General features: G+C 38.3%; 28 protein-coding genes. 6 read left to right on the top strand and 22 right to left on the bottom strand.

The genetic code is table 11. The features are described 5' to 3' along the window. Positions 1–97 precede the first annotated feature (97 nt). Positions 98–487, bottom strand: coding sequence for an ankyrin repeat domain-containing protein (locus ACEXOE_RS22470; RefSeq protein WP_394751127.1), 390 nt, complete (start codon positions 485–487; stop codon positions 98–100). 274 nt (positions 488–761) lie between these two features. Between ACEXOE_RS22470 and gpmI the strand changes: the two genes are divergently transcribed. The 4 genes from gpmI (at position 762) to ACEXOE_RS22450 (ending at position 4,618) form a co-directional block, all read left to right on the top strand. Continuing rightward, positions 762–2,279: a 2,3-bisphosphoglycerate-independent phosphoglycerate mutase gene (gpmI, locus tag ACEXOE_RS22465; protein WP_394751126.1), complete on the top strand. Its 1,518-nt coding sequence runs from the start codon at positions 762–764 to the stop codon at positions 2,277–2,279. A gap of 71 nt (positions 2,280–2,350) precedes the next feature. After that, positions 2,351–2,893: a DUF4287 domain-containing protein gene (locus tag ACEXOE_RS22460; protein ID WP_394751125.1), complete on the top strand. Its 543-nt coding sequence runs from the start codon at positions 2,351–2,353 to the stop codon at positions 2,891–2,893. Between the two features lie 114 nt (positions 2,894–3,007). After that, positions 3,008–3,826: a type I methionyl aminopeptidase gene (map, locus tag ACEXOE_RS22455; RefSeq protein ID WP_394751124.1), complete on the top strand. Its 819-nt coding sequence runs from the start codon at positions 3,008–3,010 to the stop codon at positions 3,824–3,826. 27 nt (positions 3,827–3,853) lie between these two features. Continuing rightward, a complete protein-coding gene (locus tag ACEXOE_RS22450; protein ID WP_394751123.1) occupies positions 3,854–4,618 on the top strand; it encodes a class I SAM-dependent methyltransferase in 765 nt (254 codons plus the stop codon). Positions 4,619–4,660: 42 nt separating this feature from the next. Here ACEXOE_RS22450 and ACEXOE_RS22445 read toward each other — a convergent pair whose 3' ends face one another. The 7 genes from ACEXOE_RS22445 to ACEXOE_RS22415 form a co-directional block, all read right to left on the bottom strand. Continuing rightward, positions 4,661–5,209, bottom strand: coding sequence for a DUF1697 domain-containing protein (locus tag ACEXOE_RS22445; RefSeq protein ID WP_394751122.1), 549 nt, complete (start codon positions 5,207–5,209; stop codon positions 4,661–4,663). Further along, positions 5,206–5,892 (bottom strand): acetyltransferase, encoded by a 687-nt coding sequence (locus tag ACEXOE_RS22440; protein WP_394751121.1) that lies wholly within the window; start codon positions 5,890–5,892, stop codon positions 5,206–5,208. The genes ACEXOE_RS22445 and ACEXOE_RS22440 overlap by 4 nt, the downstream gene beginning before the upstream one ends. After that, positions 5,882–6,703, bottom strand: a complete 822-nt coding sequence (locus ACEXOE_RS22435; RefSeq protein WP_394751120.1) for a BKACE family enzyme — start codon at positions 6,701–6,703, stop codon at positions 5,882–5,884. Before ACEXOE_RS22435 ends, ACEXOE_RS22440 begins: the two co-directional genes overlap by 11 nt. Positions 6,704–6,898: 195 nt before the next feature. Beyond that, positions 6,899–7,675, bottom strand: coding sequence for a DUF6090 family protein (locus ACEXOE_RS22430; protein WP_394751119.1), 777 nt, complete (start codon positions 7,673–7,675; stop codon positions 6,899–6,901). A gap of 177 nt (positions 7,676–7,852) precedes the next feature. Then, positions 7,853–8,296 carry an SRPBCC family protein gene (locus tag ACEXOE_RS22425; RefSeq protein ID WP_394751118.1) on the bottom strand — a complete coding sequence of 148 codons (444 nt, stop codon included), beginning with the start codon at positions 8,294–8,296 and terminating at the stop codon, positions 7,853–7,855. A gap of 96 nt (positions 8,297–8,392) precedes the next feature. Then, entirely contained in the window at positions 8,393–8,767 is a 375-nt protein-coding gene (locus ACEXOE_RS22420; RefSeq protein ID WP_394751117.1) for a nuclear transport factor 2 family protein, read from the bottom strand. 91 nt (positions 8,768–8,858) lie between these two features. Beyond that, the gene (locus ACEXOE_RS22415; RefSeq protein WP_394751116.1) at positions 8,859–9,260 is read right to left on the bottom strand and encodes an EthD family reductase; all 402 of its coding nucleotides are present in this window, start codon (positions 9,258–9,260) and stop codon (positions 8,859–8,861) included. A 314-nt stretch (positions 9,261–9,574) separates the two neighbouring features. Between ACEXOE_RS22415 and ACEXOE_RS22410 the strand changes: the two genes are divergently transcribed. Then, positions 9,575–10,375, top strand: a complete 801-nt coding sequence (locus ACEXOE_RS22410) for a hypothetical protein (RefSeq protein ID WP_394751115.1) — start codon at positions 9,575–9,577, stop codon at positions 10,373–10,375. A gap of 23 nt (positions 10,376–10,398) precedes the next feature. On the opposite strand, the gene ACEXOE_RS22405 is transcribed toward ACEXOE_RS22410, so the two are convergent. The 10 genes from ACEXOE_RS22405 to ACEXOE_RS22360 form a co-directional block, all read right to left on the bottom strand. Next, positions 10,399–12,246 (bottom strand): PLP-dependent aminotransferase family protein, encoded by a 1,848-nt coding sequence (locus ACEXOE_RS22405; protein WP_394751114.1) that lies wholly within the window; start codon positions 12,244–12,246, stop codon positions 10,399–10,401. 168 nt (positions 12,247–12,414) lie between these two features. Continuing rightward, positions 12,415–13,044, bottom strand: coding sequence for a GyrI-like domain-containing protein (locus ACEXOE_RS22400; RefSeq protein WP_394751113.1), 630 nt, complete (start codon positions 13,042–13,044; stop codon positions 12,415–12,417). Between the two features lie 131 nt (positions 13,045–13,175). Then, on the bottom strand, positions 13,176–13,613 hold the full coding sequence (locus ACEXOE_RS22395; protein WP_394751112.1) for a DUF1801 domain-containing protein: 438 nt from the start codon (positions 13,611–13,613) through the stop codon (positions 13,176–13,178). Between the two features lie 6 nt (positions 13,614–13,619). Beyond that, the gene (locus ACEXOE_RS22390) at positions 13,620–14,159 is read right to left on the bottom strand and encodes a sugar O-acetyltransferase (protein WP_394751111.1); all 540 of its coding nucleotides are present in this window, start codon (positions 14,157–14,159) and stop codon (positions 13,620–13,622) included. A 104-nt stretch (positions 14,160–14,263) separates the two neighbouring features. Then, a complete protein-coding gene (locus ACEXOE_RS22385) occupies positions 14,264–14,836 on the bottom strand; it encodes a hypothetical protein (RefSeq protein WP_394751110.1) in 573 nt (190 codons plus the stop codon). Positions 14,837–15,018: 182 nt separating this feature from the next. Next, on the bottom strand, positions 15,019–16,503 hold the full coding sequence (locus ACEXOE_RS22380) for a serine hydrolase (RefSeq protein ID WP_394751109.1): 1,485 nt from the start codon (positions 16,501–16,503) through the stop codon (positions 15,019–15,021). 11 nt (positions 16,504–16,514) lie between these two features. Next, positions 16,515–17,156 carry a GntR family transcriptional regulator gene (locus ACEXOE_RS22375; RefSeq protein WP_394751108.1) on the bottom strand — a complete coding sequence of 214 codons (642 nt, stop codon included), beginning with the start codon at positions 17,154–17,156 and terminating at the stop codon, positions 16,515–16,517. Between the two features lie 165 nt (positions 17,157–17,321). Then, on the bottom strand, positions 17,322–17,789 hold the full coding sequence (locus tag ACEXOE_RS22370; protein ID WP_394751107.1) for a GNAT family N-acetyltransferase: 468 nt from the start codon (positions 17,787–17,789) through the stop codon (positions 17,322–17,324). A 147-nt stretch (positions 17,790–17,936) separates the two neighbouring features. Continuing rightward, the gene (locus ACEXOE_RS22365; protein ID WP_394751106.1) at positions 17,937–18,431 is read right to left on the bottom strand and encodes a hypothetical protein; all 495 of its coding nucleotides are present in this window, start codon (positions 18,429–18,431) and stop codon (positions 17,937–17,939) included. A 94-nt stretch (positions 18,432–18,525) separates the two neighbouring features. After that, on the bottom strand, positions 18,526–19,545 hold the full coding sequence (locus ACEXOE_RS22360; protein ID WP_394751105.1) for an alpha/beta fold hydrolase: 1,020 nt from the start codon (positions 19,543–19,545) through the stop codon (positions 18,526–18,528). A 447-nt stretch (positions 19,546–19,992) separates the two neighbouring features. Here ACEXOE_RS22360 and ACEXOE_RS22355 point away from each other — a divergent pair, with 447 nt between their 5' ends. After that, complete coding sequence (locus tag ACEXOE_RS22355; protein ID WP_394751104.1) at positions 19,993–20,892, top strand: hypothetical protein; 900 nt, start codon at positions 19,993–19,995, stop codon at positions 20,890–20,892. Between the two features lie 78 nt (positions 20,893–20,970). Here ACEXOE_RS22355 and ACEXOE_RS22350 read toward each other — a convergent pair whose 3' ends face one another. The 4 genes from ACEXOE_RS22350 to ACEXOE_RS22335 form a co-directional block, all read right to left on the bottom strand. Next, complete coding sequence (locus ACEXOE_RS22350; protein WP_394751103.1) at positions 20,971–22,173, bottom strand: alpha/beta hydrolase-fold protein; 1,203 nt, start codon at positions 22,171–22,173, stop codon at positions 20,971–20,973. Positions 22,174–22,302: 129 nt separating this feature from the next. Further along, positions 22,303–22,641 (bottom strand): hypothetical protein, encoded by a 339-nt coding sequence (locus ACEXOE_RS22345; RefSeq protein ID WP_394751102.1) that lies wholly within the window; start codon positions 22,639–22,641, stop codon positions 22,303–22,305. Between the two features lie 180 nt (positions 22,642–22,821). Further along, on the bottom strand, positions 22,822–23,286 hold the full coding sequence (locus ACEXOE_RS22340) for a hypothetical protein (RefSeq protein ID WP_394751101.1): 465 nt from the start codon (positions 23,284–23,286) through the stop codon (positions 22,822–22,824). Between the two features lie 209 nt (positions 23,287–23,495). Next, the gene (locus ACEXOE_RS22335; protein ID WP_394751100.1) at positions 23,496–23,873 is read right to left on the bottom strand and encodes a hypothetical protein; all 378 of its coding nucleotides are present in this window, start codon (positions 23,871–23,873) and stop codon (positions 23,496–23,498) included. Positions 23,874–24,086: the final 213 nt, after the last annotated feature.

Genomic DNA, 24,086 nt, shown 5'->3' with positions numbered 1-24,086 from the left:
TTTTACTTGAACACTATATGAAGTACATTTAAATGAAAGATAAAACCCCATCGGAAATCCGATGGGGTTTTTTAATTGATGAATAAACTTCGGTATGTTACATTTTTTTATTTAAAATTGCCAGAGCCTCTTTGGCATTGGAAAGCTCTGCATATTTTTTTATAGTATATCCTTTATCACAGCGAATTTTAAGATCAGCTCCCTCTTTGATCAATAATTTCAGAATTTCGGTCTTGTTGTATCTAGCTGCGAACATAGCCGGGGTCATTCCTAACGATTTTCTATTGATATTTTCACCCAATTCAATTAGGCTTCTTACAGTATCAATATCTCCCTTGACAATAGCTTTGCAAAAAGAACTGATTTCTGGAGCTACCACATTTGTTTCCATTACGGCTGCATCTGTATGCTCCGCGTTGTTGTTGGCACTAATGCCTGTAACCGCCAGCATACATGCCGCGGTCAGCGTTACGATTGTTTTTTTCATGATGAATGAATTTTATGTATTAATAAGTTTTGATTATACAATAATAGACTATAACTATAGATAAATGTTTCACCGTTAACAGTTAAATAACTCAACTTTAACAATAATCCCCCAATTATTGTTAATTCCATGATATAATCACGATAAAATGATATAAATTTTAATAATAATTAACTAAAATTACAGATTCAATGATTTTTCAAAAAAGACAAAGCAATTATAGTTAATCCAATGAAATCGTTCTATTTTTGATCTCTGAAAATCTTTTTTACCCATGAACAAGAAAGTAATATTGATGATTTTAGATGGTTGGGGAAAATCTCCAAATCCTAAAATCTCCGCTATAGACAATGCGAATACTCCTTTTATAGATTCCCTATATCCAAAATATGCCGATGCCAATCTTTTGACTGATGGAATGAACGTTGGACTTCCCGATGGGCAAATGGGGAATAGTGAAGTGGGTCATATGAATTTGGGGGCAGGAAGAATTGTGTATCAAGATTTAGCCAAAATAAACCTGGCCCTCAAAGAAAATACTTTTATGCACGAAGCTGCATTAAAAGCTGCTTTTACACATGCCAAAGAAAATAACAAGGCAGTTCATTTTTTAGGTTTGGTCAGTGATGGCGGAGTTCACAGTCATATCACTCATCTAAAAGGACTAATAGATGCGGCCGAATTTTACGGTGTAGAAGCTGCGTATCTCCATGCGTTTACCGATGGGCGGGATGTAGATCCAAAAAGTGGCAAAGCCTTTTTGGAAGATTTAACCCATTATTGTAAAAACAAAACAACAAAGCTTGCATCGGTCATTGGACGCTATTATGCCATGGATCGTGATAAACGTTGGGAGCGGGTAAAATTGGCTTATGATCTCTTGGTACGGGGTAAAGGAAAGGAAACTGCATCCATTTCGGAAGCCATGCAACAAAATTATGACAACGGAATTACAGACGAATTTATAGACCCGTTGGTTTTAACGGATGACAACAATGTGCCCAGAGCTAGAATCCAAGAAGATGATGTCCTGATATTTTTTAATTTTAGAACAGACCGAGGCCGGGAACTTACACAAATGCTTCACCAAGAGGATTTTGTAGAACAAGACACCAAGAAATTGCCTCTTTATTATGTTACCATGACCAATTATGACGATTCCTTTAAAGGCGTACATGTGGTTTATGATAAAGATAATATTTCAGATACTCTGGGAGAAGTAATTTCTAAAGCAGGAAAAAAGCAGATTCGAATTGCGGAAACTGAAAAATATCCACATGTTACTTTTTTCTTTAACGGTGGACGGGAAATCCCATTTGAGGGAGAAGAACGCATTTTATGCCCCTCTCCAAAGGTGGCCACTTATGATTTAAAGCCCGAAATGAGCGCTTATGAAATTCGAGATGCCATTATTCCCGAATTACAGAAAGGCGAGGTAGATTTTGTATGTTTAAATTTTGCCAATCCAGATATGGTAGGTCATACCGGAGACATGAATGCAGCCATAAAAGCTTGTGAAGTAGTAGATAGTTGTGCAGAAGCCGTGATTAGCACAGGTTTGGAAAATGATTATACCACCCTGGTTATTGCAGATCACGGGAATTGTGATACGATGTTAAATCCAGATGGCACGCCCAATACGGCACATACCACCAACCCTGTTCCCTTAATTCTAGTTGATCCCGATCTAGAAAGCATTGAAGATGGTGTGTTGGGTGATATTGCGCCTACGATTCTAAAATTAATGGGCATTCCACAACCCAAATCCATGACGCAAAAGGCATTGGTATAGCAGTTTTTAAGTGCTTACAGAATAAAATATTAAATTCGTAATACAGAACTATTTCAATAATTTAAGGTATTATGGACAAGGCCTTGGAAACAATGATCAACAATATGCCCGAAAAAACGGGAAAATCATTGGAAGAATGGATAACTCTTTTAAAAGCGCAATCCTTTAACAAGCATTCGGAAGCTGTAAATTTTCTAAAAAAAGAACATGGAGTCACGCATGGCTTTGCCAATACCATAGTACATTTATCCAAAGACAAGCAAGAGGATGAGGAAGACTTGGTCACTGCCCAATACAAAGGAAAGGAAGCTTTACTCCCCATTTATGAAAAACTCATTGCCGTAGTGGATACCTTTGGGGAAGATGTGGTAAAGACTCCAAAAAAGACAAGCGTGAGCATCATTCGGAAAAGGCAATTTGCCCTGATCAAACCTGCTACGAAAACTAGAATTGATCTTGGTCTAAAATTAAAAGATGTTCCCACTGCAGGTCGACTCGGAAATTCTGGACCTTTTGGAAGCATGTGTACACATCGGGTACAATTAACCGATGTTTCGGATATCGACGCGGAATTGACGCAATGGTTAAGAGATGCCTATGACAAGTCTCAATAATTCCCTTTCTATTTTTTTCCAAACCACTCGAATACTGCAAATGATGCCCTAACAGCACATACAATTGTATTCTTCCCCATTTAAATTCCCGCGAATGTTTTACTTTTGCAACTTATGGTAAAAATCAAAACATTAGAGGAAATAGAATTAATGCGCGAAAGTGCATTGGTAGTTTCCAAAACCCTTGGTATGCTGGCTGCAGAGATTAAACCAGGCGTCAATGCCCTATATCTGGATAAGTTGGCGGAAGAGTTTATCAGAGACCAAAAAGCAGAGCCTGGCTTTTTAGGCATGTACGGTTTTCCCAACACCTTAAATATGAGCCCAAACGCTCAGGTTGTCCATGGAATTCCCAATGACGAACCCCTGAAAGATGGAGATATTATATCTGTGGATTGCGGAGCGGTAAAACATGGTTTTTACGGGGATCACGCCTATACTTTTGAAGTCGGCGAAGTAGCTCCAGCCACCAAAAAATTGTTACAGGTAACCAAAGAGTCCTTATACATTGGTATTCGTGAATTTAAATTGGGAAATCGTGTAGGCGATGTGGGCTATGCCATTCAAAATTATTGCGAAAATCACGGTTATGGCGTTGTCCGGGAATTGGTAGGGCACGGACTTGGAAAAAAACTGCATGAAAAACCCGAAATGCCCAATTACGGAAAAAGAGGAAGAGGGAAGAAATTCGCAAATGGTATGGTGGTAGCCATAGAACCTATGATCAATATGGGAACGCGTCGCATTAAACAATTGAGCGATGGATGGACAATTCTCACCGCAGATAATCAGCCTAGCGCCCACTTTGAACATGATGTAGCCTTGGTTAACGGAAAACCGGAATTACTTTCTACTTTCAAATATATTTACGATGCCCTGGGCGTGGAAAGTAACGAAGAAGATGAGTTTCGCCAGCAAAAGTTAAGTTCTTGATTCCAATCAATGTCCTAAAACAGCGCTATGAAGCGTATTTTTAAATTCATTCTCAATAGTGTACCTAGGCCCATACTTATTCAACTAAGTTATTTGGCGCGACCCCTACTTGCACTTTTCCTATATGGAAAAAAACATACGGATCCCATTGATGGAAGGCGATTTAAGCGTTTTTTACCCTATGGCTATGAAAATCCTAGAGAAAATGTATTATCGCCCTCTACCCTTTCTTTAGAGCGCCATAGACTCTTGTGGTTGTATTTAAAAAATGAGACCGACTTCTTTTCCAAAAGGCATCGCGTATTGCATTTTGCACCGGAACAAGCATTTTATAAGCGATTTCGAAAATTAAAACATCTCTCGTATACGACCACCGACCTCAACTCTCCCCTTGCCGATGTTAAGGCCGATATCTGTGCACTTCCCTTTGAAGATAATGCCTTTGATATTATCTTTTGCAATCACGTCTTGGAACATATCCCTGATGACATTAAGGCGATGCAGGAACTTCATCGAATTCTAAAACCTGGAGGATGGGGTATTTTTCAAATCCCCCAAGATTTAAATCGGGAGATTACTTTCACCGATGATAGCATTACAGATCCCAAAGAACGGGCGAAAATATTTGGCCAATACGATCATGTCCGTATTTATGGTAGGGATTATTTTGACAAATTACGATCTATAGGTTTTCGGGTAGAGGCCATAGATTACACGGCTACCATGAGCGAAGAAACCATTGAAGAATACCGTCTGGCAAAAGGGGAAATTATTCCTTTAGTACGAAAGTAGTATCGTATTCTTTGGCCCTTGTGGATATAGGCTCCCTAGGTTTTATGGCAATTTTGCCAGAATGCGCTTAAGGGTGTTCCAATTCCTCGTCGTGGTATTTTTTCCAAAAAGGCGTTCCAAGGCTTCCATGCCTTTTGGTGTTTTGGAAATTCCCAGATCTAATACGCTATACACGCTATTCTCCCGAATCTCTAGAATCTGATATCCTTTATCTTCTGAAATCCAAGGAAGGGAAAGTTCAATTTCCGGGGGGTCCATTAAAAAGGAAACATAGAGTCGCGTTTCTTTAGTTACCGCAATAGCTTCAAAAGGATGCTGTTCAAAAAGTGTTGCAATAGTACTAGCCGTTCGCACTAAAACAGGTATCGCAAATCCAAATACCGCTTCTAAATGCTTCTTAAGCTTTTGCTGTATTTTTTCAATAGGTTCGGGAGTTGCGCTAAAAATAATGTTTCCGGTATTCAATATCGTAACAACATCTTCACAAGAAATTTTTTCCATTTCATCTCGAAGCTGTCCCATCGGTACTTTATGGTGCCCCCCTACATTGATTCCTCGGAGTAGGGCAACATATCTTGTCTTTTCACTCATTTTAATGTATTTCTTAAATTCTCTCTATGTACGATACAAGGGTTGCCATAGGCAATAACATTATCAGGGATGTCTTTTACCACCACACTTCCTACCCCTATAATCGTGTTTTTTCCGATACGTACATGGTCTTTTATGGAAGTTCCCGACCCTATCATGGTATTGTTTCCAACCTGGACAAAGCTACTTAGGGTTACCCCTGGATTGATCGTCACAAAATCGCCAAGGCTACAGTGGTGCCCTATATTACAATTTCTTTTTACATTCACACAAAAGCCTATGCTTGTACAAGCTGCAATTGTAGATAGGGGTTCCAATTGTAAACCATTGTTCAATGCCACAGATTTGGACACATAGGATGTAGGGTGAATTAGGTTGATGAATTGATGGTCTTCTATTTGAAATTGTTTTTTATAATTCTTAAAAACCAATTCCTTAGACTGGGTACCCACCACGGACAGGGCATAAAAAGCATGGGCATCCGGTACTAAAGAGATCCTATCTTCCCCAAAAAATTCAACGTTCCAGTTTTTAGCCGGCACAAAATCACCTCCCATTTCCACAGGAATGTTTTTGTAAACCTTGAAGGATTGTATTCCTTTGGCTTCCTCCGCCAACTCTAACAATATATTGAGCAAAGAAGGCACACATCCTAAGATGTTTAAGGTGTTATTATTTCCCATGGTATGTATTATAAAGTCCCAATTCTTCACTGCTCATTAATTCTGTCTCATGAAGCTCCATAAGACGATGTATACGGTTCAATAAATCAATATTGGAGGCTTTTTGGGTACGTCCACGATCATACCATATATTATCTTCCAAGCCAACCCGTACCCCTAGCCCTTCGGCAATCGCAAACCCATTGGTTTTCAATTGGGACCCGCCAATACCACCAAGCGCAATAAAATGCCCTTCGGAGACTTCTTGAACAGCAGTTCCAATTTGGCTAAAAGTAGGCTGAAAACCTGCGATATTGCCGAAAATTAAATTCCAATAACAAGGGCCATCGATTTTCTTTTTCTTTAGCAAATATTTTCCATAGTTTATCATTCCCAAATCAAAACATTCCAATTCCGGATGTACCCCAAACGCCAACATTTTATCCAATAACCCCATGATGGTATCGGGTGCATTTAAGGAGGCTGTTTTCTGGAAATTTAAGGATGATAATGTTAAAGAACACATATCGGGATACAATTCGATTACTTCCGATCGATGTTCCAACAAAGGAAAATTTCTGCCGGAAGTACTACAACAAACCAAGAGGCCGGGGCAATTTTTCCGAACTCCTTCTACGATTTCACGATATACGGATTTTTTATAGGTAGGTTGTTCATCATCCGTCCTGGCATGCAAATGAACAATGGTGATTCCCAATTCATAGGCTTCATGGGTTTGCTCTATAATTTCATTGGGGGTAATGGGGACATATTGGTTTAGGGATTTGGTTGGAATCATGCCGGTTGGGCAAAAATTAATAATCGTTTTCATTACTTCATCATTCAGAACAGTGGTTTGGTTTTGCTTTTGCACATATACTAAAAGTTATCACTTCAGGTATGCGGCTTTACATTAGGGGAGTATTCAAAGATAAGGAAATCCAAAGCACTTTTTAAAGGAAGGTTTCGCCTAAAGTCACCATATCCCATTACTTTTAGCTGCACATCATCCTATTTTTAGTTCTCCCTAGGAAGTTGCTTCTTTTTGCTTTTCTATTTCCTGATGGATCAAACTGATAATTTCTACGATCTCTCCCCGTAAAGGGAAGTAATACGAATACACTGCAGCTTCCTGTACCAAGCCGTAAAAAATGATGGTATTTAAAAAGTATGTAGATTCAAATACTTTTTTATTGGTTTGTATTCCCTCAAAATTCTCTCCTATATTTTTAGAAATATTTACGAATACTAAGGGTGCTACATTGCCATTTTTTCGTACAAAAACGCTCATTTCGTTGCGAAGCTTCAGGACCTCTTGTTCTTGCACCTGCATTCTTTCCACTCTTTTTTCAAAACTCGCCAAGTGCTGTTTGAGTACTTCATTTTCTAAAATCTTTAGATTTCCCGAGCTGATGATTTCGGATAGCACTCCATTGCTCGGACTGTACACGGCCTCGCTATTTAAATCTTTAAATGCAAGTCCAATCTCCCTTTCCGATACCGTATCCAATACTTGGGGATTGAAAAATTGACGCATGTTCACAGCGCCTTGCGATAATTCTTTGGCGGTGGCAATGGTTTTATCGAGCAAGGCCAGGTTAAATTCAAACTCTTCATTCAACGAGTTTAAGTAAGCCCTTGCTACTTCTTTTGTTTTTCGAGTTTCATTGTTATTATTAATAGCTAAGGCAATTAAGATTCCAATAACAACCAACACTATTTCTCCAGTAGCATATAGCAGGTATTTGCTGAATTTGTTTTCAGTAAGTGCTTTTTGTCTAATTTTTCGAAAAAATTTTATCATTACTTCTAAACGATTAATATAACAATTATGACCTTGACAGTACATTAAAGGCACAGGTGCCGAGGTATTTTATACTTCTTAATCAAAGTCTCTTTGGAATAGGTATTGGTTTATTTGCGGCCTACCCCATAATAACCTTGTTCTTCCCCATAAGAAGCTAAGTGACTCCAACCACTTTTATGCCATCCTTTCGGCGAATGCCTTAAATTGATCCATCCATTTTTGACTTTGTTTCCTGAACATTCCTGGAAATAATTTCGCCATGAGTTTAGGGATCAAAGCTCGAAATTCAGTGTATTCCACTTCCGAAACATAACGTGTTTTGTTTTCGGATAAAGACTCAAATCTGCTGGTTTGAAAATTGGTCATATGGCTATGTTCATAGAAGGCTTTTTTTTGCTCAGGAAGGGCATTTACCACTATAGTTTCAAGCAGTTCTAATTTCCGTTTTCCCTGTTGAAACAAAATTCTGGATGTTGTGCCGACTGCTCCTGGTTCCCCTTCGAGATTTTCGATCGCCTGAAAACCATCCTGCCATTGATCAAAATACCGTTCATCTGTCCATAGGCTCACTACTTTTGCAATTCCCACATCAATATCTACTGTACAGCTATATTTCATATTGCATTGTTTTAGATTGTTATTTGGTTATTCATCCCAAATTTCCCTAGGCGCACTTCGGCAACAACATATCCCCTATCCGTTATCCATTCTTAACTATAATTGCTCCACCAATTTCCGAGCAACCACAGTATCGTATATAATTTTTAGTGTCATTATCTTATTCTGATCGTCAAACTCTATAATATCCACCACATTGAACTCCACAATCTCTTTGCTTTTTAAGGTCCACTTATACGTAAAATAAAGGGCTAGTTCCCCGGTATCACTTTCTTCAAAGATTCCCTTCACCGAGAGTTCGGAGTTGGAAGTATCATTACTCAATTCGCGGTAAAAATCCTCGGCTTCTTTAATTCCATATAAAGGGGAATCTACCATTCCATTTGGATGAAACAATCCTATCACCCCGGCAATATCTCCCTTTTCCAATAGGGCGATATACGCTTCTGCTACTTCTTTTTTGTTCTTCATGGGTTTGTAGTATGTTTTAGGGTATGGGGGATTTGCATTTTAGGCATCTCCTAAGGGCAAAAGTCATTTTGGGCATTCAAAGAGATGACGCTCATTGAAATACCTCACTGATTTGAACAATAGGCTGAATATTGGTATAGTTTGGGATATCCCCGACAATTTTTTCTGCATTTGGCCCAAATGCGTTTTCATAAGCCGAAAGCTCATCAAAATACAAATATCCGATTGCCAAATACGGTATGGGTTCATCAGCAGTCCTACCCGCTATCCCTTTATCAATGACCATATGTTTTAAGGCATCGCCCATAAGTTCAGCAACCATAGGCATATGCTTATTGGAATAATAATTCATATCAAAAGTTTTCCCTTCTGCATTGGGATAGAGTATGGTTACCTTGACCATACCTTTTTTATCTTTTGTTGTTGTGGTGTCCTGACAACTATTTAGGAAGGTAAAGATTCCAAGGATGAGGATGGTAATTTTGGTTTTCATGTTGCTCTGTTTAATGATTTTCAGAAAGTTAGTATTTTTTCATGGTTTTCGCTAGGCGAACGGCATGAGATTTAGCACGATTTTAAATACCTATTAATTTTTGTCTAGACAAGGTTTTGTTTTTACACTTTCCATATTCTTTCATAATTTGCGCCCTATTTGGCACCTATCCCTTTTTTTAGGATAAGCGGTCAAAATACCATTGCACCTCCAATTCAAGGAACAAAATATACAGGAATCCTTGCCGGAAATTGCAATATATTAAAAATGAAATTTAAGCGTTGTTATAGCATATCACTTTACCTGTAAAACTCATGAGCGATTTTATAAAGAAATATGAAATTTGGATATTTTTAGTCCTTGCCCCCATTATCAATGCCTTATTTGTTTACGCGAGAACCAAAGGGCTTGTTCCCGGTTTTGTCTATACGCACGGCCGTTTTTATATTCTTTTATTCTTATTGGTTTGTATCGTAAAATACACTAGGGGTACTTCGGGCATAAAAGACATGTTTCGCCCCATGTTAAAGTGGAATATTAATCCATTGTGGTATCTATTCGGTTTTCTGTTTGCTATGACCATGGGTACGCTCACCCTACTACTAAAAGGCTTATACCTGGATATTGAATATTCATCGCTCCTGAAATTAAATTTTGCAGCGACTTCACCCCGCGGCAGTTTGGTGATTTTAATCTGGGCTTTTCTAGGAGAAGTGGTTTGGGTAAGTTATTGTCTTCGCGAATTGTCAAAAATCATGAAGCCATTTTATGCCAGTCAGGTTGTTGGCTTTTTTTGGACCTTATGGTGGATTCCCATTGTCATTCTTGGAGAAGGCGTTATTCCAGACTTTCCTATTTGGGCTCTTTTAATTGGTATGTTGGGAACAGCGGGCATGTGTGCTGTGGTATACGGGCAGACTAAAAGCGGACTTTGCGTATGGATTTTGCAATTTATGTTGAACATGTCCCTGATACTACTTCCGGTTTCGCCCAGAGTGGGAGGCGTACCTACCTACATCACTTTTGCCATTATCTATTTTATAACCATGTTGGCCTTTATGTATTTTATGAATCCCATTAAGAAAATGAAAGTTGTGGAATCTAATTTATCCTAAATTATTACTGATTCTTTTCCACATCAAATACTTTCCACAAATTCTAAAAAGACTTTTTTGTGAAGTTCAAAATCCAAATCGGCCGATAGGGCTACCCGAACAATATAGTCCTTATCTCCTTCTTTGGTCGTTCCCTGAGTGGAGGTTGCTGGAATGGTCCAATAACATCCTCGCAACTGTCCATAGCTTACACAGAATTTACTTTCATCCGGAATCCGATCGATCATTAACTGAATCAACTTAAGATTTAGTGCTCTCTTATACATTTCTTTTTCCTCATTCGTAGCTCCCTTGGTGGGAAGATCCAATGAAAATACGGATGGCGTAAAACCTTTTTGGGCCAATGCTTCAGAAACAAAATTAATTTTTGCCTCCGGTAAGCTTGCTTCTATAAAGGCTACAAATTTTCGCGTATACCCATAGGCATCGTGTATTCTTTGATTCATGGAAGGCAGCTGCTCGGCCAATATTTCCATTTGAAGATTGGTAGCCTCATTATCACAAAGTCTTAGGTGCAAGGCTATTTTTTCCATCAAAGCTTCGGATTTTCGATTCGCCACGCAATATCCAGCCGTACATTTACCGCCACTCGGAAATTTTGATCCACTGACATAAGCAATGGCTCTCACTGAGGAAAGTATTTCGTTTTCCCCTAAGAAATGAACATTGGGACAAAATGTTTGATCCAAAATAAAGACTGGGGCAATGGCCTTGGTTTGCTTTGGCGTTTTACGCTCTTTACGTAGTACTTCCTCCAATGCCACAAGGTCTGGAACCTCCACCCTTGGATTTGTGGGGATTTCTGCAATGATATACGGAACAGCATCCTCTAGAGCAATTTTATCCAAAACAGCATCGATTCCCGCTACCATATCTTTACCACCATCCACAGGTAGATCTACTACTTCAATGGCATCATGGCAAGCAGCAACACGTCTTGCCTGATCATTTGTTCCCCCATAACAGTTTGGGGGGACTATAATTTTTATTGGCTTTCCACGATGTTGTTCAAGAGCATCATGAATAAGTCCCATGACTATAGCATATTGCATAGATAACCCACTAGATCCTACCAGCGCTTTACCCGTTGTACCCGTAATTTCTCGTATCGTCTCCAAGACCAGTGCTTTCTGGGACTCCAAGGCTTCTGTATCCATACTTTTAATGTATTGCCCTTCTACAAGACTTTTTAATGCAATTAGGGTATTCGCAGGAGTCATGGCTATGGTTTCCCTTCTTCGCACATGCTGGATTTCCGAAACATAATCGCTATTTTTCGCTCCATGTACGACCAACACGCTCCCCAAGTTTTGATCCATATTTACTAAAAAATCAATATTAGGGCTAAGATCCACATGGCACACATGCTCTTGCTGTGCAATGAAAAGCGTACTTCCTTCATGGGCCGAAATCGCTTCTATATTTTCAACCTTCTCTAATTCAAAGGCGTACCCATAAACCCGTGCAATTAGATCGGGATCAAAAAAGTTAGGTAACTCTCCGATATATGCAATACGTGTCTTTTTATGACGAAGTAGGTTTGCTCTCAAAACTGCTAAAATTGGAACTGTCCTTGAAGAAAAACTAATGACTTGTTCCGCAGGAAGCTTGTTTAAACGCGCCATAGCCCATTCCAATACGCAGGACAAGGGGTGTCCCAATCTAATATAGTCATAAGCCGTTGGCAACTGGCGTAATGCCGACTCTTCGGCATTATTGGCCTTAAACAAGGCTTGGAACTGTTCTAAAAATTGCGTTTTCGCCAATTCTTCTTCATAAATATCCAGTCGATGGGTGGTCAGGTTCAACCAATCAGTCGGCATATTTTCCAGTACGCGTTGAAGATAGCTTAGGACCCTATTGTTTTGCATATTTTTTTCCATTGAATAGGCCAGCAAGATACGCCAATTAGATTTTTTTTAAAGTATTTCAACAGGTTTTGTTCGTATCTTTTATGTGGTATTAATCCCGTGTAAGCGCTATCAGTACAAATCTAAACCTAATAAGTCCGTATTGTCTGAAGGTGCTTCCAAGCAACTTCAATCCACCACCTGAAAACGCAAAACCGTCTTTAGTTTTTCTTCGGGTACCTTCCTAAAATCGTTTAGGTAAATTTCCCTGTGCATTTTGGATTTCCGGGCAAGCCCATTACTTTTTGCAAATTCTTCCATGATTTGAAAGCTTGTGGCTTCCTGATCGTAACTACCCACATGCAACATTTGAATGCATTTTCCTTCCGTTATTTTCCTAAACTGTAGCTTTTCCAAAAGTCGATTTGGCTTTTTCTTTTTTGTAAATTCCAACATCTCATCAAAGAAGTGATCTTCCACAAAATTTGGTTGCCGTATCATGATATCAAAAACAAAATCATCCTTGTTGACCTGACCGTTAAAGTTCTTTTTTGCTTTTTCGGTAATATCCCAAACCCCTTCTAGGGGATATACGGTCCAATCGTAATAATTCAGAGGAGGTTTTTCTACTTTTTTAAGGTTCATTTTTATGGCATAGGCCACACTAAACAATGCCTCGACACTTTCCGAAAAAAAAGTGCTATTTGGATTTCCTTCCCCACTGATCGTCATAAAACGGTACTCCGGAATAACGATTACTTCAGGTTTTTCCTGGGGTATATAAATTGCCTTTTCCCTTTTTCGCCATTCGTGTTTCATACTATATTTGTTTGCGTTATGAAACTAAATTAAAAAGCAAGACTGACAACCTTATGTCAGCCCTGCTTGTTATTTTTTCTTAAAACCACATTGCATTCCCTATTGGGTTTCACTGGATCAAAAGAAAGACGTCAATAATTTCTACAGGCGCATTCATGATGTTCATTGAGATAGCTCATGGTTTCCCTGCATAGTTTTTCTAAAACCGTGAGGTCTATATCGGCCAACTTTTTAATATAAATACAGGCTTTCCCCATTTTAAACTTGCCCAAATTGTTCAATAACTCATCGCTCTTCGCCGTTTTGGAATAGACGTAAAGGGAAAACTGGGCTTTTCTAGGAGAAAACCCGAGCATAGGAGCATCTCCTTCATGCCCACTGGCATATTTATAGTGGTAACTTCCAAAACCGATGATGGTTGGCCCCCACATTTTAGGCTCAAAGTCCGACCACTCTTGCATTAACGCCATTAATTCAAGGCTATCTTCTTTCTTTTGCTCTTTGTCAACATAGGCATTGATAAAATCAATGACATTGACTTCGGTCTGTGTAGTTTTGTTCTTTGCCATACTCCTTTATGTTTTGATGTCCTTTATTTTCTTTGCCGGATTTCCTGCATAGACGGTATTTTTGGGAACGTCTTTGATGACCACAGATCCCGCAGCAATAATGGAGTTATCCCCAATCGCTACACCACCGAGTATTGCACTATGCCCGCCGATCCACACATTATTTCCAATAGTTATTGGTTTTCCAATTCCCGTTTTGTTTCGATCTACGGGGTTAATATAGTGCCCCGCCGTATAAAGGCCAACATTGGGGGCAATAAGACAATTATCCCCTATTCTTACCTCGGCAATATCTAAAATAGTACAATTATTCCCAGCATAAAAATTTTCTCCAAGGTGAATATTATACCCCAAATCACAATGAAAATTTTGTTCAATTTGTACCCCTTGCCCAACAGTTCCCAATAATTCTGTTAGCACTTTGGTTTTTAGCGAGCGATTTTCATAATCAATTGCATTAAATTTTTGAACAAGTTTTCCTGCTCTGATGACTTGTTCTTTTAATTCTGGATCGGCTCTTCTATACTCAAACTTTTCTGCATGCATCTAATTTCAATTTAATAACACCACATCAATTCCTTTGCTCCTCTTGCATATCAGCACGTTTAGAAGGCTCTTTTGTGCTTTCCCATTTATATAGGGAATACAAGTCACTTTATCTTTAATTCTTTTACCAAGGAGGTAAATGGTATGGCATAGACACTTTCATTTTCCCATAAGAAAAGAACATCTTTTGTTTTTCCAATGAATTTACCCGACTTTACTTCATTGTCTTCCATCCGTATGGAAATATCCCCTTGTTCCATGACTTTTTCCTTGGCATATTTCCCATAATAATCGGCCGACACATAGATATACACCGTAAAACTCACCATAATCAAAGCCGTTCTATAGATATTAAACCAAGGTTTTTTGTCTATCCCAAAGCTCGCTTTGGAGTACGATTTTGGTCTTTTATTTTTCCACAAGGCGTCCAGTTTAAATATTATCCATACGCATGAAATGGATATTGCCGCAAAAAGCAGAATGTAAAAATCGGCAAAGGGAGCAATCAGGAAATCGAAGACATCCGCATAGTGGAATATGTTTATTTCGAATTCCGAGAACTTCTGAAAATTAAATAGCATTCCAATAGCTACTGTAACAAGGTAGGAAATGGTTATGACCGTCTGTATTTCCTTTATGATCAATTCATATGCATCTTTGATTAAGCCTTCTTTCATGTATATGCTGTACTTACTTTTAGGTTATCTATCTCTATTATGATAGTACTACCGCCATTCTAGCAGCTTGTTTTATTAGATTTAATAGTATTGGTCTCTTTTACCCCCACATCCATCTAATCCCTCTAAATTGTTTCTAATTTAAGAAGAATTCATTTGTTATCTCAAGCTATTGCCTTAGTCTATTTTTTCAACACCCTATCAATCTCGTTGATATACTTTTTCGCATTGTTATTATTCGGATTCAATGCAACGGACTTCGCATAATTTAAACGTGCGTTTTCATAATCCTTGGCCACAAAATACGCTTCCCCCAAGCTATCGTATAAATTGGCATTATCAGGAGCTTCTTCAATGGCAAATTGAAACAAGGCTATGGCCTCCTGCGGTTTTTTTTCAATATAGAGCAAATCATACCCCACACTGTTCAGCGCCGTGGTCAAATCGGTATTGAAATATATGGAATCCTGTTCTTTTAGCCTATTGAACTTTTCCTTACCGCTCACTTTATCTTTTATAAAATCGTCTTTAAGCAAAGATTTTAAGTTGATTTTTGGGTACTTAATCAAGTCTTTTTCAATTTTATAATATAAGGACACCCAGTCATTTGTAGCGGCCTCTGTTTGATTGTTCGCTATGATGATTTGTGCATAATTACTATCCGGACAAATTAAGAGAATGCTTTGTACACCGTTGGAGTCGCCTGATTTGGAATAAAAAAACCCCTCTTCCTCCCCAAAGCCTAAATCTTGCCAAAGATATCCCATGACATTATCGTCATCATCCTCATACAATTTTTTGGTAGCTTCCTTGATAAGCGGGTCATCGCTTTCAAGCTGAAATTGCATAAATTTCGTCAAATCGGGCAAGGTAGTAATAATTCCAGCGCTGCCTCCCAACAACGGATTTCTGCTCAAGGGTGCTATTTTATTATTTTCATCATAACTCACTGCCAAATAGTCCCGATGTTGGTCAAAATCCAGCAAATAACTATTTTTCATTCCCAGATCATCAAAGAAATCCTGCAAGAGCGCCTTATACGGTTTGTCATAAACTTGTTCCAATACATAAGCCGCCAATTCACAGCCAACACTACTGTAATCGTAAAAAGTCCCTGGTTCATGTATTAATTGTACTGCTTTGAGTTCTTCAAACAAATCGTCCATGGAATACTGGATCGGGTTGCTTTCGAAATAGCCGGTGGACATTTTTCTAAAAATGGCCAATAACTTAGGAGGTGTGTCGAACCCAATCGTATGCGTCACCAAATTTTTAACGCTAATTGGTGTTCCGTTAAACTCCAAATTTGGATAGTCGCCCTTCAGGTATTTTCTAATATCGTCGTCTAAATTGATTCTCTCTTCAAGAACAGCTTTGGCAACCAATGACCCCAAAAACACCTTGCTTACTGAGGCGATTTCAAAAAGAGTGCTGTCGTTAGGGGTATTTCCCTTATTTTTTTCGAGTTCCCCGTAATAGTTGTAATAGGTTTTTCCATCGCGATAAACAGAAACAGCAAGCGCGTCTAAATTTCCCTTTTTTATGGCATCATTGCCATATTGATCGATAAAAACCCTTACCTGATCAAAAGGTGTTTTCGTATTGTTTTCTGAGGATTGACAGCCTAAAAGAATTAGGCAGCAAAGTGCTAAAATACTATGTTTCATTGGTAGTTGTTTTAGTTGTTGTTGTATTGTAACCATTGTCTAAGTGCATCAAGGCCACTTAGGTTGTTTTGCGCAAATAGCTCGGTTGCTTTTTGCAAGCGCCCCGCTTTTAAATGATCAATAATAGCCTGATGTTGTTCCGTTGAATTTTCAATAGTTCTGCCCATCGCCATATAGGCGTACTCATAACGTTGCGATTGTCGATGTAGGGTCTTTATCATTTTTAATAAACGATGGTTAGGGCAATTGGAAATCAACAATAAATGCCATTGTTCATCGAGTTCCACGACTTTTTTGGGTGACTTTGCAGTATGCATTTTGGTATTAATCGCGATGAGCTCACCAATCACTTTCTGCGATGGAATGCCAGACAATTCTAAGGCATAGCTTTCCAATTTTGCTCGCAAAGGATAAATTTCAAGTAAATCGGATTCGGTGAATTTCGACAGCCGAAACCCTTTTCGAGGCTCCGAAATCACTATCCCCTCCCATTCCAGTTGCTGCAGGGCCTCTCGTAAAGGAGTGCGACTGATATTCAACACTTTGGTCAAATGGATTTCGCGAAGGGGTTCGTTGGGCAGGATTTCCCCATCAATAATCAACTGCCAGAGGGCTTTAATAATTTGACTTTTTAGAGATTCTTGATTGATCATAAATTGCACATTGTATACAATATACAATAATAAGTATTTTCCCTGAACTACAAAAATTTTTCCCTTATGTTTAGAATATTTGATACTACGGCCTCTTATCTATGGTAAACCGCGCATCGTGGACGTAACTTTACCAAGGCATCGTATTTCATACAATTTCCAGTTCTACAATTGAATTTCAAAGCATTTTGCCCCTTCAATAGGGTTAAATCTATAGGCCTGTATTTCATAGAAGCCTACTTTTTTATATAATGCTATTGCCGATTCCATGGTAGATAGTGTATCCAAGCGCATTTTTTGATAATTCAAGGCTTTTCCCACTTCCATTGCCCGAACAAGTAACTCCTTTCCTATACCCTTTCCCCTTGCCGCTTTCCTTACGTACATTCTTTTTAATTCGCAAATGGAATCGGAAAACTTCCGAACTCCAAAACATCCGATCGGGTTTTCGGTAGCATCATAGGCTAGGATCAATTGTCCAGTAGGTTTGGAATACTGTTTCTCAATGTCAAGGATTTCCCTATCGAAGTTTTGGAAAGACAGATCAATACCAATTTGCACCGCATATTCCTTAAATAGTTGTATTGCAATTTTATAATCTTTATCCGATTTTGCCTCTACCAAATGTACCATAGCCTACACTTTCCTGTTTATGCCAAATATGTAATATTCATCACCTTTTTTTCACAACAACATAAGATGGGGATTTAGTGCTTTTCACGATCTTCTTCAACGCATAAAAAATCCATATTAGGTATCATCTGCACTTACCTTATCGGCTTATTTCCCTTTACGTTTGAATTCCGTTTCAAGAAACTTTTGTTGCCATTTCCCATCATCGTAAACCCCTACGATAAATCCATAAGTTTTGTCATTTTTATACACCCACATTTCTGTGACAAATGTCCCTCCATAATCATAGCGATACACTAGATTTTTTCCTTGACCTTCAACTGTTCCTTCCGTCAAATTTCCGAATACATCAAACTCCCAAAATCGTATTTTCTTTGATTTTTCGTCATATTGTCGAATACCATGATTTCTTAAACCGACTTCCGTTTGTTCTGCATTGATGAACCCTATAGATTCTACTGTGACCAGTTTATCGTTTAAGGAAAATTCAATTTGTATTTCTTGTTTGAATGCGCTTCCATCTCCCCATTTTCCTTCAGCACTCCAAACATAGTCTTCCAAGGGTTTAAAAATATCCAAAGGACGATCTTGTGCTTTCAAAGCCATGGGAATTAAAAGCATGAATAGAAGTATTTTTTTCATCACTTGATTCATTTATTTGTTTTTGAGTTTTTCACCATTCCATATCACCATGCAATAGGTTCACTGCTTCACAAGCTTTTTTTGGTTTCAAAAATCATTGTTCCATTTCCCGAATGAGTTGAATGATCTCTTTGTTTATCTTGTGGGCATTCTCTTTTTTTGTGAAAATTGATTGATGGTTTCCATCGATTAAAAATTGCTTCCCGTTGGAAGATAGTTTCGTAAATTCTTTTTGAGCAGCAATCGTCTCTTTCAGAAAAGCATCTGGATCAATACCATTTTCAGTATAGGCTTTTTTGTTCATTGCTATAGCCGTAAAAACACGAATAGGTAAGGCGCCAAACTCCTTGGCCTCATCTGCTCTTCTCAAAGTGGCGTGATAGCTCTCAATTTCTTTTTTATAGGCCCTTGTTCGTTTTCCATTCAACAAAAAATCTTTTGTGCGTTGGTTGATATCATCGGGCAGTCCCTCCCCTGCCAATAAAGGGTCGGTAAAATTTTCGAAAAGGCCTAAAACGCCCAAATCGGCCAATAAGCCACTTGCGCCCAACAAAAACAATGTGGTTTTAAATCGAAAGGAGGATTCGGCTGCAGCGTTCAATCGTTCCACTTGCTGTGGGTGGGTGGAATCTATAAAAACCAGGGCCTCCACTTCCTCAGGATACAATTCCGCAAAAACACGAATATAGGGTCCCCCCATGGAGTGTCCAACCAATACATAAGGCGGGGATTCGCCTGATTTTTCCAATAATTCATGTAATTCTTCTGCTATGGTCTCTGCGTCGCGTTCAGCAGTACTCGATGCGCTATATCCATTTCCTGCACGGTCATAGCGAACAACCCTCAGGCTATCTTTTAGACCTTCACTTAGCCAGTGATAATAATCTGATGATGCACTTGCACCACCTTCAATGATTACGGTGGGTTGGTCACTTTTCTCTCCAGTAGCATGAATATGCATATCAAGGCCATTGACTTGTACAATTTCCCCTAAAGGCCTATGCGAACTAGGACCGAAGGCTCTAAACATTAACCCGGCAACAATAATCAGCATCAATACGATACCTATAGCTTGAAAAATCCTTTTAAAGATTTTCTTTATCTTTTTTATCATGCAAGTTGGTTTTGGTTACTGGTATCTAAGTTATTATCTGCGCCCCAATATACGCCTTTTATCCATTTACCTATAGGGTACTATTGCAAACTAATGCTAAAAAAAGCAGTTAGAAACTTAGTGGAATATCTGATGACAAATATTGTTCATTCCTCAGGGATAAACAATAATTCAGGGGCTTTTCTCCTACCCTCTTGGACAATTCCTAAATTATCCAGAACATATAGGCTTCGGTACAAGTTTCGGCAATAAAGGGGATGCCCATACTGGCCCATTTGTTTTCAATTTTCCGATTCATTTTTGGACATAAACGTCCCTTTGGTCAAAACCCCACAGGCATTATTTTTTATAATTACAAAAATTTGCTTAATATTGGTTAACCAAACTGGTTAACCTATTTTTTAAACATCAAAAAAAGGACAAAGTACTGTCCAACGCTCTACGATTATGAAACGCCCATCATTCCTTTCCCTCTTATTGTTAACATTCTACTTAAGTGTATTAAGTAGTTGCTCCAGCGACAGCACCGCAATGGAGGATATTATGGTTAGTGAAGACACTAGCGATCCTGAGGCGGAAGATGATCCTGCTGCTGAAGATAATAGCGGCGGCAATACCGATGATGGAACCACAAGTTTAACAACGCGCTTTGTTTTCGACGAAAACATTGTTATTGAAAATAGTTATAATACGGGAGGCTGCGATAGTCCGCCATGTGACACCAACGATGAAACGTTGGTAGGAATTTTTGATAATGCGGTCCCTGATGACAATTATTTTTATTTATCCGAAGATCAATCGGAACTGAATTTAGAATGTCAATTGGACAAGGGCAGAAGAATTGAGTTTAAACAAATTTCTGAAGGGCCACTTAACTCCTTCTCCAGAATTGAACTTGAAGGGGTGTACTACGATATTCCCAATAATGGGGTTACCATTGCGCAAGTACATAATAGAGGTGGCAATGGCAATAAACCTTTTTTTAGATTGGTCCTACACCCGGATGGTTTGGAAACGGTGATTAGAAAAGATCCGGAAGTACCCTCTCGTGAAACGGATTTTGACAAAAATGACTTTCTTTTTTCGGATGGGGGAAATTATGATCTCTCCCCCTTAAAAATTACTTTAGAGAAAAGTAATGATGCCGTACACATAGGTGTTGAACAACATGGAGTTATGATTCTAGACCAATCTTTTGCCCCGGACCCAAGTACGCGATGGGTAAGTAATACCGGAATCTCAAATGGTTTTTATCTTAAAGCGGGGCTGTACAATGATGATGGACCACATACCAAAAATCTGGTTGTAGGTTATACCACCGTTGCATTTGAATCTAACGACCAGTAAAAGTCTTTTTCCCTCATCTTGAGGTCTTAAAAATAGTGCTAATCCAATACGGCCTTCGCAAAGTACGGGCTTCATTGCTCACTGATTCGTATGGGCCTCAGCTATTTCTTTTGCTTTTTTATAATAACGGGAAGCCTTTTTTTGTTTTTTCAATGCTGTATACACATCTCCCAATCCTTTCAGGGGTCTTTCCGCATCAGGATGTTTTTCTGTCAAAACCAAGAACAAGTCAATTGCCTTATCATATTCCTTATGTTCTGCGTAAAATTCTGCAATTAAACAGGCCCTGGACACTCGTAATCTATGGATAAACTTAGTCGCCTCAAATTCACTTATGAACCTTTTAAATTGCTCGATGTCATTTGCCCGTATGGCATTTCTCATTAGACTGAACATGGTCCAATCAGACAAAGTAGCCGGAAACCCAAATTGAGCTGCCCTTTTTTGATAATAATCATATACATAGGATAATCCACCTGCCGCTGTAAACTCTGCAAGATTGTTGAATTGCAATTCGGGATAGTACTGATAGAAGCTGGTCAATCCTTCATAGATGGTGGAATAAGGTGTTGAACGATGTTCTTCATTTAACAGTTCCCTATACGACCAATTAAAGGTTTTCGGCGCCTTTAACCTTAGAATACTATCTAGCTTTTTAACTCCCTTAGTCACATCGTTTTCATTGGGACTTACCGAAAAATACAATGCTTTATCAAAATTGGTATTGCTATCCAGAAAATCACTTATCTGATCTATTTTTTGGTCCAATGGGAAAGGACTTGCCGCAAGATAGGCGCTAAACAAATCGGGTTTATCCAACATGGTCTGAATGACAAAACTTCCCCCATATTCCCAGCCAAATAGGAGGCGCTCTTTAGAGGTACGGAAGTTATTATCTACAAAGGAAATCACCTCATCTTCCATAAAGGTCAAAAACTTTTTTTCCCGATCAATGAAATGTCCAAACCTATTGGGGTACCTATTGGTAATCCCAACAACAATAAATTCTGGAGTTTGCCGAAACTGCGTAAAGGATTTTAACAAGCTTACTCCAAAAGGAAATAAGCGCTGACCATCCAGCAGGTATAAAACCGGGTATTTCTTATTGGTTTCCGTATAACTTTCCGGGGTAAGTATTTGAATTTGCCTGTCTTCGTTTAGAATATCGGATGTAATCGTATAATTCTGCCCCATAGCATTCACAGAAGATGGGTCTTGGGCGGTCATAGTGGCATTACAACACAAAATACCAAGTACTAGAAATACTTTTTTGATGTCCATTTTACCAAAAACTAGGGATGAGTTATCAAAGCTATCGTTTTGATTAAGTTTTACCTCTTAAAGGAGGGTTAAAGTTTTTATTTGTTTGAAGAATTCTAATGCGGGTTGATTCCCAGTGTTTTCATATCTTTAAAATTCTTCATTGAATAGTTTTTCACATCTCCAGTGGGCAACTTTTCTAATTCTAATCATTCTGTCTGCCAATTCAGGATTGTAAGAGCATCTGGACGCATCAAACCCGATCCAATTTGGGAAATATTTTTTAGCCATTTCAAAAATCTTTTGATCAAATTTTTTGGAACGTAAAACTTCCTCATCTTCATCTAGCCTAGCAACCATTCTCATTCTATGATGGATCACATATTTAAAAGCATTGCTTAGATGACGGTTTCTAACTTCCCATAATCCCTCATCTTCCCAAATGAACGCTCCGGACATTCCCTCATATTCCATTTTTGGATTAACCATATTTGAGGTTTTAGGCAACGAGTCTTTATTTCTTAAGAACGTTATCCAAATCCATATTTTTAATATCAAATCCATTATCATTGAACAATAGGTTATAAGTGACAGGATTTAGTGTAAAATGTATAGCACTGGGTTGATTAGTTAAGTCGTGATTTTTTTCACATTATCAACTATAGTTTTTTAATACTTAATCCATTGCTTAGATTGCAAATCAAAGGTCCATCCTGAGTCGTGACGTTGTATATATAGAGGAAGGCTTAAGGATAGGGATGATTTATCCAGGCATTCCGAGAACCAGTTCACGACCGTGTCAATATACGTTCTATCTGTTTCTTCACCATGATTTTCATACATCCAATCAAGTTTTTCATAAGAAGGACAAAATGCTATATCTTCTACTATTTCAATGCTACCATCAACAAAATTTTGATTATTTGAATTAAAAACTTCATTCATATCATCGTCCATTAAAAAAGCGCGGATTGTAATGGTGGTATTCCCTTGGAAAACTTCACAATCGATTCTTTTGATCTCTGGATGAAAGTTCATTGAATCGAACTCTTTTAGTTTTAAAATCAGATTCTCTGTGCATGCAGAAAGTGATTTCTTAATAGATGATCCGAATTCTTTGATTTCCTTTTCCATTATAAGTCCATGGTAGTCAAGGTCCCGACAATGATTTCGGTGCATCTTTGGTAGCTTGGTGAGCTAAAAACGTTGTCCGAAGCGATTCTCTAGCAAACCATATCCCGTGACAAAATCATTCTTTTTGAGCCTGACTTTTATTAAAAGTAGTAAATATTCTTTTGGGAAGGAAGCTAGCACTGAATTATAGACATTGTTTTATAATGTTCTTATTCAGGTTTTCTATTTTTCAGCATTTCCCAGTTGATAGTTTTTATTTTTTCAGATTCCTTTTTAATAGTATTCATCCCAATTTTATTCAACCAGACTTCGATTTCTTCATAAAGATCTAAAAATTCGGGTATTTCCCTTAAATCTTTCGGGTTATCTGAGTAAAACCCTATTACTGGATATGGTTCTCCAAATGGATTCCCTAATGCTATGAGCTCGTATTTTATGCTTTCCGGAAATTCTGTAAACAGTTCTGGTAATTTAGTTCGGATAATTTCAAGACACGATACGATAGAATCCATATTCCAATTTAATTCATCATAAATTGGAGGTTCTATAATTCCGTAACCTCGTGGTTTTTTTTCTTCAGTACTCAATTTCTCAAATGTTTTACAGCCGTCTTGACTATAAGTAGCAGCAGATTCTTGGCAACTACTTTTCCAACTACAATATACTCCTATAAAATAAAAAACGGTTGAAGTTTACACTTAAACCGTTATTGATTATACACAACTTAAGTTTGATTCTCATTAAATTGATGTAATAATCAGAAAGAACAAAAGAGAGAATTAAGGTTAGTATACACAGTG

It is taken from the genome of Spongiimicrobium salis (assembly GCF_043678055.1).
In the GTDB taxonomy this organism is placed as follows: Bacteria; Bacteroidota; Bacteroidia; order Flavobacteriales; family Flavobacteriaceae; genus Spongiimicrobium; species Spongiimicrobium salis.
This window is presented reverse-complemented; position numbering and strand designations above follow the sequence as displayed.